This is a genomic window from Streptomyces sp. NPDC032126, assembly GCF_055580085.1.
In genome coordinates, this window is record NZ_JBVIMA010000002.1 from 323,483 (window position 1) to 336,093 (window position 12,611).

14 protein-coding genes are annotated in these 12,611 nt (G+C 73.4%); 5 read left to right on the forward strand and 9 right to left on the reverse strand.

What is annotated here, in order from left to right; all coding sequences use genetic code 11:
• Window positions 1-3: 3 nt before the first annotated feature.
• From ACZ5NW_RS09965 to ACZ5NW_RS09985, 5 genes are read left to right on the forward strand one after another with little or no spacing between them, the layout of a single operon-like run.
• Window positions 4-1,173 (forward strand): ADP-ribosylglycohydrolase family protein, encoded by a 1,170-nt coding sequence (locus tag ACZ5NW_RS09965; RefSeq protein ID WP_468743298.1) that lies wholly within the window; start codon window positions 4-6, stop codon window positions 1,171-1,173.
• A complete protein-coding gene (locus ACZ5NW_RS09970; protein ID WP_468743299.1) occupies window positions 1,161-2,612 on the forward strand; it encodes an ADP-ribosylglycohydrolase family protein in 1,452 nt (483 codons plus the stop codon). Before ACZ5NW_RS09965 ends, ACZ5NW_RS09970 begins: the two co-directional genes overlap by 13 nt.
• Window positions 2,609-3,502: a ribokinase gene (gene rbsK, locus ACZ5NW_RS09975; RefSeq protein WP_468743300.1), complete on the forward strand. Its 894-nt coding sequence runs from the start codon at window positions 2,609-2,611 to the stop codon at window positions 3,500-3,502. The genes ACZ5NW_RS09970 and rbsK overlap by 4 nt, the downstream gene beginning before the upstream one ends.
• Complete coding sequence (locus tag ACZ5NW_RS09980; protein ID WP_468743301.1) at window positions 3,499-4,695, forward strand: CaiB/BaiF CoA transferase family protein; 1,197 nt, start codon at window positions 3,499-3,501, stop codon at window positions 4,693-4,695. The genes rbsK and ACZ5NW_RS09980 overlap by 4 nt, the downstream gene beginning before the upstream one ends.
• Entirely contained in the window at window positions 4,692-5,522 is an 831-nt protein-coding gene (locus ACZ5NW_RS09985) for an HpcH/HpaI aldolase/citrate lyase family protein (RefSeq protein ID WP_468743302.1), read from the forward strand. Before ACZ5NW_RS09980 ends, ACZ5NW_RS09985 begins: the two co-directional genes overlap by 4 nt.
• Before the next feature lie 80 nt (window positions 5,523-5,602).
• Here the strand turns inward: ACZ5NW_RS09985 and lgt are convergent, their stop codons facing one another.
• The 9 genes from lgt to ACZ5NW_RS10030 all read right to left on the reverse strand — a co-directional run bounded on the left by lgt (window position 5,603) and on the right by ACZ5NW_RS10030 (window position 12,556).
• Window positions 5,603-6,616, reverse strand: coding sequence for a prolipoprotein diacylglyceryl transferase (gene lgt / locus ACZ5NW_RS09990; RefSeq protein ID WP_468743303.1), 1,014 nt, complete (start codon window positions 6,614-6,616; stop codon window positions 5,603-5,605).
• Window positions 6,617-6,707: 91 nt separating this feature from the next.
• Window positions 6,708-7,484 (reverse strand): DsbA family protein, encoded by a 777-nt coding sequence (locus ACZ5NW_RS09995; RefSeq protein WP_468743304.1) that lies wholly within the window; start codon window positions 7,482-7,484, stop codon window positions 6,708-6,710.
• A gap of 99 nt (window positions 7,485-7,583) precedes the next feature.
• Window positions 7,584-8,402 carry a tryptophan synthase subunit alpha gene (trpA, locus tag ACZ5NW_RS10000; RefSeq protein WP_468743305.1) on the reverse strand — a complete coding sequence of 273 codons (819 nt, stop codon included), beginning with the start codon at window positions 8,400-8,402 and terminating at the stop codon, window positions 7,584-7,586.
• A complete protein-coding gene (trpB, locus tag ACZ5NW_RS10005; RefSeq protein WP_468743306.1) occupies window positions 8,399-9,682 on the reverse strand; it encodes a tryptophan synthase subunit beta in 1,284 nt (427 codons plus the stop codon). Before trpB ends, trpA begins: the two co-directional genes overlap by 4 nt.
• Window positions 9,683-9,751: 69 nt before the next feature.
• Complete coding sequence (trpM, locus tag ACZ5NW_RS10010) at window positions 9,752-9,985, reverse strand: tryptophan biosynthesis modulator TrpM (RefSeq protein ID WP_468743307.1); 234 nt, start codon at window positions 9,983-9,985, stop codon at window positions 9,752-9,754.
• 22 nt (window positions 9,986-10,007) lie between these two features.
• Window positions 10,008-10,817 carry an indole-3-glycerol phosphate synthase TrpC gene (gene trpC / locus ACZ5NW_RS10015; RefSeq protein WP_468743862.1) on the reverse strand — a complete coding sequence of 270 codons (810 nt, stop codon included), beginning with the start codon at window positions 10,815-10,817 and terminating at the stop codon, window positions 10,008-10,010.
• 141 nt (window positions 10,818-10,958) lie between these two features.
• Window positions 10,959-11,420, reverse strand: a complete 462-nt coding sequence (locus tag ACZ5NW_RS10020; RefSeq protein ID WP_468743308.1) for a DUF2752 domain-containing protein — start codon at window positions 11,418-11,420, stop codon at window positions 10,959-10,961.
• Between the two features lie 81 nt (window positions 11,421-11,501).
• Window positions 11,502-11,753, reverse strand: coding sequence for an HGxxPAAW family protein (locus ACZ5NW_RS10025; RefSeq protein ID WP_468743309.1), 252 nt, complete (start codon window positions 11,751-11,753; stop codon window positions 11,502-11,504).
• Window positions 11,754-11,902: 149 nt separating this feature from the next.
• A complete protein-coding gene (locus ACZ5NW_RS10030) occupies window positions 11,903-12,556 on the reverse strand; it encodes a TIGR02234 family membrane protein (RefSeq protein ID WP_468743310.1) in 654 nt (217 codons plus the stop codon).
• Window positions 12,557-12,611: the final 55 nt, after the last annotated feature.

Sequence of the window (12,611 nt, forward strand, 5' to 3'; positions counted from 1 at the left end):
GGCATGACGCCCAAACAGCCAGAAAGCACCACCCTGGAGGACCGGATCACGGCCGCCCTCGTGGGCGCGGCGGTCGGCGACGCCCTCGGCGGCCCCGTCGAGGGCTACTCCCCCACCCAGATCCTCGAACGCCACGGCGGCCGCGTCCACGGCATCGTCGGCCCCTGGAACGGCGACGCCTGGCGCACCGCCCGCCCCATCGCCCCGTACCACAAGGGCGACGGCCACATCACCGACGACACCTTGATGACCCACGCCCTGATCAGGGTCTACGCCACGGTCCGCGACCACCTGGACGCCTACGCGATCGCCGACCACCTGGTCCCGGACCTGATGACCACCCCCCGCTGGATCCCGGAACTGGAGGCCGAGACCATCCCCCTGCACCGCGTCTTCCTCGCGGAGAAATGGCTCGTCGCGAGGCTCCACTACGGCCATGTGGACCCCCGCGAGGCCGGCACCGGCAACATCGTCAACTGCGGCGCGGCGATGTACATGGCCCCGGTCGGCCTGGTCAACGCGGCCAACCCCCGGGCCGCCTACGCCGAGGCCCTGGACGTGGCGGGCGCCCACCAGTCGTCGTACGGGCGGGAGGCGGCCGGCGTGTTCGCGGCGGCGGTGGCGGCGGCCTGCACCCCGGGAGCCACGCCCGGCTCGGTGGTGGCGCAGTGCCTGGCCCTGGCGAAGGACGGCACCCGCGAGGCGATCGAACGGGTCTGCGAAGTGGCCGCCTCCCACCGGGACTTCGAGTCGGCCCTGGGCCCCCTGCGGACGGCGGTCGCCCCGTACGACACGGTGGGCCCGGACTATCGCTCGCCGTCCCTCGGCGCCCGCCGCCCGTCCCGGCTGCACGCGATCGAGGAACTCCCGGTCGCCCTGGGCATGCTGGTCGTGGCCGGCGGCGACTACCGGCAGGCGGTCCTGGGCGCGGTGAACTACGGCCGCGACTGCGACTCGATCGCCACGATGGCGGGCGCCCTGGCCGGCGCGCTCGGCTCCCCGCCGCCGGAGGACTGGTCGAAGCAGGTGGCCGAGGCGAGCCGGGTGGACCTGTGGGAACCGGCCCGCACGCTCACGGAGGTGACCCGCGAGATCTTCGCGCGGGACGTCCGCGCGCGCCGGGCCCACGAGTCGGCTTTCGCCGCCCTCGGAGGCCCGGAATGCTCCGCCTGACGTGGGTCCAGCCGGAGGACCTGCTGGGCCACGAACTCCGCCAGGCGTCCCTGGACGGCCGTGAGCCCTCGGCGATCGCCGCGCGCTGGCGGGCGGCCGGCGGACCGGCGGCCCCGCCACGGGCGGGCGCCTCACCGCAACCGGCGTCCCGCTACCTCCGCACGCTCGCGCAGGACCTGCTCGACGAACTGGCGGACCTCCCCAGCGCGTTGACGGACCACGAGCCGACGGACCTGACGAAGATCAAGGCGTGCTGCCCGAGTTGGCCCACTCGACGGGCGGGCGGTCGTGAGGCCGGGGTGGCAAGGGCGGGTGCCGACGGTCCCCCCTCCGGGGAAGGCACCCCGCAACGGCAGGCGACCGAAATCCGCCCCCGCCCAGCCCCCGCCCCGGCCCGCCTCGAAGCCGCCTGGCTCGGCCGGGCCGTCGGCTGTCTGCTCGGCAAACCCGTCGAGAAGCTCCCCCTCGACGCCATCCGCCGGCTCGCGCGCTCCACCGGCAACTGGCCCCCCACCACCTACTTCACCGCCCAGGGCGTCCCCCCGGACCTCCTCCGGGAGCACCCCTGGAACCGCCGCTCGGCCGCCACCTCCCTCGCCGAGAACATCGACGGCATGCCCGAGGACGACGACCTCAACTACCCCCTCCTCAACCTGCTCCTGCTCCAGCGCCACGGCCGAGCCTTCACCACCCGGGACGTGGCGGCCCTGTGGCTCGACGAACTCCCCGCCGGCCGCACCTTCACCGCGGAACGCGTCGCCTACCGCAACCTCCTCTCCGGCGTCGAACCCCCGCACACGGCCCGCCACCGCAACCCCTTCCGCGAATGGATCGGCGCCCTCATCCGCGCCGACGTCCACGGCTGGACCAACCCCGGCGACCCGGCCGCGGCCGCCGAACAGGCCCACCGGGATGCCACCCTCACCCACACGGCGAACGGCGTCTACGCGGCGATGTTCACCGCCGCCGTCATCGCCACGGCCGCCACCGGCACCCACGACGTGCACACGGCGCTCCGCACGGGCCTCACGGTGATCCCGCCCCGCTCCCGCCTCGCCCACGCTCTCGCCCACGCCCTGCGACTGGCCGCGCGGCACGAGGACTTCGACACGGTCGTCGACGAACTCCACACGGCCCACGCCGCGTATCACTGGGTCCACGCCATCCCGAACACCGCCCTGATCGCCGCCGCCCTCGCCCATGCGAACGGCGACTTCACGGGCTCCGTCAGCCGTGCCGTGTCGGGCGGCTGGGACACCGACTCCAACGGCGCCACGGCGGGCGGTGTCGCCGGACTCCTCACCGGCGACACCGACGCCCTGCCCGCGCACTGGACCGCCCCCCTGAAGAACCGTCTGTCCACCTCCGTCGCCGGCTTCGACGGCACCGGATTCGACGCCCTGGCCCACCTCACCCACCGGGAGGCAACTCGCCCATGACCGACATCGTCGTGCTCGGCAGCACGAACATGGACCTCGTCGCGTACGTCGAGAAGGCACCGCAGCGCGGAGAGACCGTGACGGGACGGGAGTTCCGTACGATCCCCGGCGGCAAGGGCGCCAACCAGGCCGTCGCCGCCGCCCACGCGGGAGCGACCGTCTCGATGATCGGCGCGGTCGGCAACGACTCCTTCGGCGCCCGGCTGCGCTCCACCCTCGAACACTCCGGGGTGAACACCGACCATCTGCGCACGGTCGAGGCCCCCTCCGGCACCGCCCACATCGTGGTCGACGACGAGGGCGGCAACGCCATCGTCGTCATTCCCGGCGCGAACGGCACCGTCGACCATCTCGTCCCCGGCGACGAGGGCCTGATCGCCTCCGCCGACGCCCTCCTCCTCCAGCTGGAGATCCCGCTCCCGGCGGTCGTCGCGGGCGCGCAGGCCGCCCGCGCCCACGGCGTCCGGACGATCCTCACACCGGCCCCCGCCCAGCCGCTCCCGCCCGAACTCCTCGCCGCCACCGACCTGTTGGTGCCCAACCAGCACGAGGCCGCCGCCCTCACCGGCCGCACCGACCCCGTCGAGGCGGCCACCGCCCTCCTCGACAGCGTGCCGGAGGTGGTCATCACCCTCGGCGCGGCGGGCAGCCTCTACGCGGCCCGCGGCGACGAACCCGTCACCGTGCCCTCCCCGCGGGTCACCGCCGTCGACTCGACGGGCGCGGGCGACACCTTCGTCGGAGCCCTGGCGGTCGCCCTCGGGGAGGACCGGCCCGTGCGGCAGGCGCTCGCCTGGGCGGCGGCAGCGGCGGCCCTCTCCGTCCAGCGGCCGGGCGCCTCGGCGTCGATGCCGTACCGCTCCGAGATCGAAGCGCGGTTCGCCTCATGAGCGCCGCCGCCCCGCCCCTGACCGGCCTGCGCGTCCTCGACCTCGCCACCCTCTTCGCCGGTCCGCTCGCCGCCACCCTGCTCGGCGACTTCGGCGCGGAGGTCATCAAGGTCGAGCACCCGGCGAAGCCCGACCCCTCGCGCGGACACGGCCCGTCGAAGGACGGCGTCGGCCTGTGGTGGAAGGTCCTCGGCCGCAACAAGCGCACGATGACCCTGAACCTCTCCACGCCCGGCGGCCGCGCCACCCTCCTGCGCCTCGCCGAGACGGCCGATGTGATCATCGAGAACTTCCGCCCCGGCACGCTGGAGAAATGGGACCTGGGCTGGGCGGAGCTGTCGGCCGCCAACCCCCGGCTGATCCTCGCCCGGGTCACCGCCTTCGGCCAGTTCGGCCCCTCCTCCCGCCGCCCCGGTTTCGGCACCCTCGCGGAGGCCATGAGCGGCTTCGCCGCGATCACCGGCGAACCCGACGCGCCCCCGACCCTGCCGCCGTTCGGCCTCGCGGACAACATCGCGGGCCTCACCACGGCCTACGCGGTCATGACGGCCCTCGCCGCCCGCGACCGCACCGGCGAGGGCCAGGTCGTCGACATGGCGATCATCGAACCGATCCTCGCGGTGCTCGGCCCCCAGCCCACCTGGTACGACCAACTCGGCTACGTCCAGGAGCGCACCGGCAACCGCTCGGCGAACAACGCCCCGCGCAACACCTACCGCACCGCCGACGGCACCTGGGTCGCCGTCTCCACCTCGGCCCAGTCGATCGCGGAACGCGTGATGCACCTCGTCGGCCGGCCCGAGCTGATCGACGAGCCCTGGTTCGCCACCGGCGCCGACCGGGCGGCCCACGCCGACGTCCTCGACGAGGCCGTCGGCACCTGGATCGCGGCCCGCCCCCGCACCGAGGTCCTGGCGGCCTTCGAGAAGGCCGAGGCCGCGATCGCGCCCGTCCAGGACGTACGGGACGTGCTGGAGGACCCCCAGTACGCGGCCCTCGGTACGCTCACCACCCTCGACGACCCCGAACTGGGCCCGCTGCGCCTGCAGAACGTGCTCTTCCGCCTCTCCGCCACCCCTGGCGCGATCCGCTGGGCCGGCCGCCCGCACGGCGCGGACACCGACCAGATCCTCACCGAACTGGGCCTGACCACCGCCGAGCTGACCGCCCTGCGCGCGGAGGGCACCCTGTGAGACACCCGCTGACCTGGCTCTACGCCCCCGGCGACCGCCCCGCGGTGGTCACCAAGGCACTGTCGGCGGGCGCGGACGTCGTGGTCGTCGACCTGGAGGACGCGGTCGCCCCGGACCGCAAGGACTACGCCCGCGCGGCCACGGCGGAACGGCTGAGCGACCCCCAGCCGGTCCCGGTCCACGTCCGCGTCAACGCCCTGGACGGGCCCCACGCCGCTCGGGATCTGCGCGCCCTGGCCGAACTCCCCGGCGTGTCCGGCCTGCGCCTGCCCAAGGTGACCACCCCGCACCAGATCACCCGCATCGCCGAGACCGTGCACCCCACGGACGGCGGCGCCCCCGCCCTCTACGCCCTGCTGGAGACCGCCCTCGGCATCGAGAACGCCTACGCCATCGCCTCCGCCCACCCCTGTCTGCGGGGCATCGCCCTGGGCGAGGCCGACCTCCGCGCCGACCTGGGCCTCCAGGACGACCGGGGCCTCGACTGGCCGCGCTCCCGGGTGATCGTCGCGGCCCGGGCGGCGGCCCTGCCCCCACCGCCCCAGTCGGTCCACCCCGACACCCGCGACCTGACCAGCCTGGCCACCAGCTGCGCCCACGGCCGGGCGCTGGGCTTCCTGGGCAGAGCGGCGATCCACCCGCGCCAACTCCCGGTGATCCAGCAGGCGTACCTCCCCACGCCGAGGGAGATCGAGGAGGCGGAACAGATCGTCAAGGCCGCGGAGACGGAACAGGGCGCCCAGGCCCTTCCCAACGGCAGCTTCATCGACGCGGCGGTGGTCACGGCGGCCCGCAGGACCCTGTCCCTGGCGGCCGATCTCCGCTGACACCAGACCGAGCCGGGCCGACAGGAAAGCGAGGGCGCCCGGGGAATCCCCGGGCGCCCTCATCGCCGTAGAACCGGCCGTCAGAGCTTCTTGCCGGTCGCCGACTCGGCTTCGTCCTTCTGCCCGGCCTCGTCCTTCTGCCCGGCCTCGTCCTTCTCGTCGGGCTCCGCCGAGGCGCCGTCGGCCTGGTCCCCGGCCTCCTTCGCGGGCTCGGCGTCCGTTGTGCCGGTGCCGTCCGCGGCAGGCTCCTCGGCCTTCTCCGCGGCCGCCTCCTCAAGAGCCCCGGGCTCCACGACCTCTTCGCGGCCGGGCCGCTTCTTCGCCGACACCACGATGTACGTCACCGCGAGCAGGAAGACGATCAGCGCGGTCCAGTCGTTCAGCCGCAGGCCCAGGAAGTGGTGGGCGTCGTCGACGCGCATGTACTCGATCCAGGCCCGGCCCACGCAGTACGCGGCGACGTACAGCGCGAACGCCCGCCCGTGGCCGAGCTTGAAGCGTCGGTCGGCCCAGATGACCAGCAGGGCGACGCCGACGCACCACAGCGACTCGTAGAGGAAGGTCGGGTGGTAGTAGCCCGGCACGCGGCCGTCCGCGGAGGACGTGATGTGCAGGGCCCACGGCAGGTCGGTCTCCTTGCCGTACAGCTCCTGGTTGAACCAGTTGCCCCAGCGGCCGATCGCCTGGGCGAAGGCGATGCCGGGGGCGATGGCGTCGGCGTAGGCCGGCAGCGGGATGCCCCGGCGCCGGCAGCCGATCCACGCGCCCACCGCGCCGAGCGCGATCGCGCCCCAGATGCCGAGGCCGCCCTGCCAGATCTTGAAGGCGTCCACCCAGTCCCGGCCCTCGCTGAAGTACAGCTCGTAGTCGGTGATCACGTGGTAGAGGCGGCCGCCGAGCAGACCGAAGGGCACCGCCCAGACCGCGATGTCGGCCACCGTGCCGGCCCGCCCACCGCGGGCGATCCAGCGCTTGTTGCCGATCCAGACCGCGAGGAAGACGCCGATGATGATGCAGAACGCATAGCCGCGCAGCGGAATGGGGCCGAGGTGGAGCACCCCGCGCGACGGGCTGGGAATGTAGGCAAGTTCCATGGCAGGGTCGACGCTACCGTGCCGGACCACGGACTCGGCAGGCAGCCCGGCTACGGGTCCATAACGGGAACCTGGCGGAAAGCTGTCGTCGTCAGCTCTGGTTCGCCTCCTCGACCATCTGCTTCAGCTTGGCCGGTGTCATCGACTGGTCCTGGTAGATGTTCTTGCCGTTGAGCAGCACGGTCGGGGTGCCGGTGAAGCCGCCGGCCTGGAAGGCCTTATGGGACTTGGCGACCCAGCTGTTGTGCGTGCCGTCCTCGACGCAGGTGCGGAACGCGGGCGTGTCCAGCCCCTTGACCTTGCCGGCCAGCTCGATCAGCTTGCTGTCCTTGCTGAAGGCGTCGTCGGTCTCCGGCGGCTGGTTCTCGTACAGCACGTCGTGGTACGGGCTGAAGCTGCCGGCGTCCTGGGCGCAGGCGGCGGCGTTGGCCGCGTTGCGTGAGCCCGAGCCGCCCATGTTGCCGTCGATGAGCGTGACCAGGTGGTACTCGACTCTCAGCTTGCCGGTGTCGGTCAGCTCGTGGATCGTCGAGCGGTATCCGTCCTCGAAGGCCTTGCAGGCGGGGCAGCGGAAGTCCTCCCAGACGACGAGGGTGGACTTGGCGGCGTCCTTGCCGACCGGGATCGCGAGGGCGTCCTTGCCGGTCGCCCCGGACGGCGCCACGACCGGGCCGGAGCTCTCGCTCTTGTCGTCCTTGCCGGAGTTGGCCGCGACGACGCCGATCACCGCGGCCAGGCCCAGCACGCACACCACGCTCGCGCCGACGATCAACGTGCGCCGGCGCCGCTCGGCGGCCTTCTGCTTCTCGCGCTCGACCGCCAGCCGCTCCCGGGCGGTGCGCTTTCCCTCACGATTCTTCTCGCTCACACCCCGGAAACGAACCGGGGAGGCGCGGCGCGCCTCCCCGGTCCCAGGTCCACCCGTTCGAGTGACCGAATCTTCCGTTACGCCGGTCCCGCGCGGGTCCTACGCCTGTCCGCGCACGCCCTTGGCCAGCTCGCCCGCGAGCGCGCGCACGGCCTCGACGCCGGCCGCGTGGTCCGGGGCGTCCAGCATCCGCTTGACGAAGGCGGAGCCGACGATCACGCCGTCGGCGAAGCGGGCCACCTCGGCGGCCTGTTCGGCGTTGGAGACGCCGAGGCCGACGCAGACGGGCAGACCGGTGCCGGTGGCCCGGGTGCGCTCGACGAGGTCCTGCGCCTGCGCGCCCACGGACTCGCGGGTGCCGGTGACGCCCATCAGCGAGGCGGCGTAGACGAAGCCGCTGCCCGCCGCGGTGATCTGCGCGAGCCGCTCGTCCTTGCTGCTCGGCGCCACAACGAAGACGGTCGCGAGGCCGTGCTTCTCGGCGTGCTCCCGCCACAGGGCCGACTCCTGCACGGGCAGGTCGGGCAGGATGCAGCCCGCACCGCCCGCCTCGGCGAGCTCGGCGGTGAACCGCTCCACGCCGTAGCGGTCGATGGGGTTCCAGTAGGTCATGACGAGGACGGGCTTGCCGGTGGCCTCGTACGCCTCCTTGACCGTCCGCAGGACGTGCGCGATCTTGACGCCGCCCCGCAGGGCGATGTCGTCCGCGGTCTGGATGACCGGGCCGTCGAGGACGGGGTCGCTGTGCGGCAGGCCCACCTCGACGACGTCCGCGCCGCCTTCGAGGGCGGCCTTGACCGCGTCGATGCCGCCGTCCACGGTCGGGAATCCGGCCGGGAGGTAGGCGATGAGCGCGGCACGGCCCTCGGCCTTGGCGGCGGCGAGGGTGTCGGACAGCAGCTGAATGGTCCCGCTCACTTCGCGTCCCCCTCGATCTCGGCGGTGTCGGCGGCGTTCGCGGCCACCTCGGCGTCGGTGTCGTACAGGCCGAAGTAGCGGGCGGCCGTGTCCATGTCCTTGTCGCCGCGGCCGGACAGGTTGACGACGATCAGCCCGTCCTCGCCCAGCTCCCGGCCGATCTCCAGGGCACCGGCCAGCGCGTGCGCGGACTCGATGGCCGGGATGATCCCCTCGGTCCGCGACAGCAGGCGCAGGGCCTGCATGGCGGCGTCGTCGGTGATCGCGCGGTACTCGGCGCGGCCGCTGTCCTTGAGGTAGGAGTGCTCGGGGCCGATGCCCGGGTAGTCCAGACCGGCCGAGATGGAGTACGGCTCGGTGATCTGGCCCTCGTCGTCCTGGAGGACGTAGGAGCGCGAGCCGTGCAGGATGCCGGGCTCGCCGACGGTCAGCGTGGCCGCGTGCTCGCCGGTCTCGACGCCGTGCCCCGCGGGCTCGCAGCCGATGAGGCGGACGCCCTCGTCCGGGATGAAGGCGTGGAAGAGGCCGATGGCGTTGGAGCCGCCGCCGACGCAGGCGACGGCCGCGTCGGGGAGCCGGCCCGCCCGCTCCAGGAGCTGGCGGCGCGCCTCCACCCCGATGACCCGGTGGAAGTCGCGGACCATGGCCGGGAAGGGGTGGGGGCCCGCGACCGTGCCGAACAGGTAGTGGGTGTGGTCGACGTTGGCGACCCAGTCGCGGAACGCCTCGTTGATCGCGTCCTTCAGGGTGCGGCTGCCGGACTTCACGGCGACGACCTCGGCGCCGAGCATACGCATGCGGGCGACGTTGAGGGCCTGGCGCTGGGTGTCGATCTCGCCCATGTAGATGGTGCAGTCGAGACCGAACAGCGCGCAGGCGGTGGCCGTCGCGACACCGTGCTGGCCGGCGCCGGTCTCGGCGATCACCCTGGTCTTGCCCATGCGCTTGGTGAGCAGGGCCTGACCGAGGACGTTGTTGATCTTGTGGGAGCCGGTGTGGTTCAGGTCCTCGCGCTTGAGGAAGACCCGGGCGCCACCGGCGTGTTCGGCGAAGCGGGGGACCTCGGTGAGGGAGCTGGGGCGACCGGTGTAGTTGACGAGCAGGTCGTCGAGCTCGCGGGCGAACTCCGGGTCGTTCTTGGCCTTGTCGTACTCGACGGCGACCTCGTCCACGGCGGCGACGAGGGCCTCCGGGATGAACTTGCCGCCGAACGCCCCGAAGTAGCCCTCGGGGCTGGGGACTTGACCCTCAGGGTCGGGAATGAAGTAGTCGCTGGGCATGTATGAGCCTCACGGTGAGTGCGGTGAAAAGACACTGTTCGCCGTGGGGGCGGAGTCCGTCGTACGACCTCAGGCCGTGTGTGGCTGGTCGCGCTCGCGCGGCGACAGCCGCATATCGAACAGGGCCCCGCGCCCCTGAGGGGCGCGCTGCCATCGACGGCCGTTTACCTGCCCGGGTTCGTCACCGATGACGTACCGCACGCGACGACCGTGGACGCGCCTCGCCGGGGCTCGGCAACCACGCGGACGGCAGCCGCGCGCCAGGCGGGCGTAGCGGTCCACGGTCGTCGCAGTGAGAGTCATCGATGCCAACCCTACCGGGTGATCAGCCCCGGCCGTGGCGCAGTGCGGGGTGCTCCCCCGCCGCCACCAGGTCGGCCACCGCTGTCTTGGGGTCACGACCCGTCACCAGGGACTCGCCGACCAGGACCGCGTCGGCGCCGGCGTTGGCGTACGCGATGAGGTCGTGCGGGCCGCGGACGCCGGACTCGGCGACCTTGACGAGGCCGGCCGGGATCTCCGGGGCCACCCGCTCGAACGTGGTGCGGTCGACCTCCAGGGTCTTGAGGTTGCGCGCGTTGACGCCGATGATCTTGGCGCCCGCGTCGACCGCGCGCTCGACCTCCTCCTCGTCGTGCACCTCGACGAGCGGGGTGAGGCCGATGGAGACGGCGCGCTCGATCAGCGACTCCAGGGCCGGCTGGTCGAGGGCGGCGACGATCAGCAGCGCGAGGTCGGCGCCGTACGCCCGGGCCTCCCACAGCTGGTACGACGTGACGATGAAGTCCTTGCGCAGCACCGGGATGTCGACCCGGGCGCGCACGGCCTCCAGGTCGGCCAGCGAGCCGCCGAAGCGGCGCTGTTCGGTGAGGACGGAGATGACGGCCGCGCCGCCCGCCTCGTAGTCGGCGGCCAGGCCGGCCGGGTCGGCGATGGCGGCCAGCGCGCCCTTGGACGGGCTGGAGCGCTTGACCTCGCAGATGACCTTGACGCCGTCGCCCTTGAGCGCGGCGACCCCGTCCTTGGCAGCGGGCGCCTTGGCCGCGCGCTCCTTGAGCTCGTCGAGGCTGACGCGCGCCTGCCGCTCCGCGAGGTCGGCCCGGACTCCGTCGATGATCTCGTCGAGCACACTCACGCGAGCGGCCCCCTTCCAGACGGTGGACAGTTCCTGCGACCAGCGGGAAGAAACCATGGTCACTGCGATGGTATCCGCAGCGGGGCCCCGGCCTCGCATCCGGCCGACGGCGGTCCCACTACCTGGACATTCACCGGATGATCAAGGATGCAGCCAGCCACCGAACGGCAGGTTCCGGACAACGGTGAAGACCAGCAGGAACGCGCCCAGGGTCCACAGGGCGACGGGTCCGGGGTCGAGGCGCAGCGGTCGGCCGCGGGCCGCGCGGACCACCCAGACGGTCCACACCACGGCGAAGCCCAGACAGGCGATCACGACCACCGCGTTGTCCTGGAGCGCGGCGAGCACGTCGCCGTGCGCGAGGGCGTGCGCGCCGCGCAGTCCGCCGCAGCCGGGGCAGTACACGCCGGTGGCGCGCCAGAGCGGGCAGACCGGGTAGTGGCCGGGCTCGTTGGGATCGACCGCCCCCACGTACGCGAAGGCGCCGCCGGCGGCCGCGAGAACCCCGACGGGGACGAGGAGCCGGCCGAGCACGCTGGCGGGGGCGGGTCCTGCGGTGGCGTCGGTGGGCACCGGGTGGCTGGAGGCGTTCACGCCTCGCATTGTGCCCGTGGCGGGCCGTACGCGCGCGTGAGGGGCGGCCGGTCGTTCGACCGGCCGCCCCTCACGAAGCCTTGCGGCTGCTCAGCTCTCCGCGGTGGCCGGCTCGCGCGTGGCCAGCGGCTGAGGGACCGCGTGGGCGGCCTCCTTCTGGCCGAGGCCCATGGAGCGCATGATGCCGCCGACAACGGCGCCGAGGAGCGTGAGCGCCATACCGGCCCAGAAGCCCACCGGGTTCGCCATCACCATGAAGGCGCCCGCGACGCAGAAACCGATGAAAGCGATGATGACACCGGTCCAGGCGGCCGGGGTGTGTCCGTGGCTGCTGCCCGCCATTGATTGCTCCTCGTTGCTTCGTGTGTGGCCGAGCGGGACGCTCTGCCTCCATTGTCCCGTACGCGCGCGCGTGCGGTGAGCTGGGGTCGGCCCTCGCGGCGTCTGGTTCGCCACATCGGGACCGTCGGCCCGGGCCGTCGGTCCCCGGGTCAGGCCGGATCGGCGCCGGTCGGGTCCTCGCCCCGGTCCAGGGCCTTCCAGATCTCCTCGGGGCGCTCGGGGTCCGCCGGCCGGGCCGCGCGGCGCGGACGCGGGGTGCTGCCGCCGCGCTCGTAGCGACCGGACATGGCGGGCCACAGGCGGCCGTAGCGCAGGGCGAGCAGACCGGCCAGGAGGATCAGGGCGCCGCCCGCCGCCGCGGCGTAGGGCCAGGCGGTGTGGCTGAAGGCGGCCACCGTGGAGGAGGTGTCGCCGGAGGCCCGGGCGGCCTTCTCGTCGAGCGCGGAGCTGTCGGAGGCGCCGAGCAGGGCTGCGGCGGCGATACCGACGCCGGAGAGCGCGAGCACCGCGGAGACGGCGAGGCGGCCGGTGCGGCGGACGGCGAAGACGGCGACCAGCGCGGCGAGGCCCACTATGGCGAGCGCCGCGGGCACGCCGGTGACGTCGCTGCCCTTGACGGTCAGAGGGAAGTCGCCGCCGGCCACCGAAGCGGTGCCCTCCGACCAGCGCTGCCGGGTGGCGAGCAGCGCCAGGGCCGCGCCCAGCGCCCCGCACAGCAGGGCGACGGCGAGACTCCGGCGGCCGGACCGCGCGGAGGCGCCGGCTTCGGTACGGGGGTGAGGTACAGCAGTCACGTACTCCACTATCGCCTGAACCCCGGGCGAACCGTCACCCGGGGCTCACGTGATACGCGCCCCA

Bases quoted from the DNA above. Each gene is read 5' to 3' on its own strand.
- ACZ5NW_RS09965 (WP_468743298.1), top strand. From the start codon at position 4: ATGACGCCCAAACAGCCAGAAAGCACCACCCTGGAGGACCGGATCACG.
- ACZ5NW_RS09970 (WP_468743299.1), top strand. From the start codon at position 1,161: ATGCTCCGCCTGACGTGGGTCCAGCCGGAGGACCTGCTGGGCCACGAA.
- rbsK (WP_468743300.1), top strand. From the start codon at position 2,609: ATGACCGACATCGTCGTGCTCGGCAGCACGAACATGGACCTCGTCGCG.
- ACZ5NW_RS09980 (WP_468743301.1), top strand. From the start codon at position 3,499: ATGAGCGCCGCCGCCCCGCCCCTGACCGGCCTGCGCGTCCTCGACCTC.
- lgt (WP_468743303.1), bottom strand. From the start codon at position 6,616: ATGGAACTTGCCTACATTCCCAGCCCGTCGCGCGGGGTGCTCCACCTC.
- trpB (WP_468743306.1), bottom strand. From the start codon at position 9,682: ATGCCCAGCGACTACTTCATTCCCGACCCTGAGGGTCAAGTCCCCAGC.
- trpM (WP_468743307.1), bottom strand. From the start codon at position 9,985: ATGACTCTCACTGCGACGACCGTGGACCGCTACGCCCGCCTGGCGCGC.
- ACZ5NW_RS10020 (WP_468743308.1), bottom strand. From the start codon at position 11,420: ATGCGAGGCGTGAACGCCTCCAGCCACCCGGTGCCCACCGACGCCACC.
- ACZ5NW_RS10025 (WP_468743309.1), bottom strand. From the start codon at position 11,753: ATGGCGGGCAGCAGCCACGGACACACCCCGGCCGCCTGGACCGGTGTC.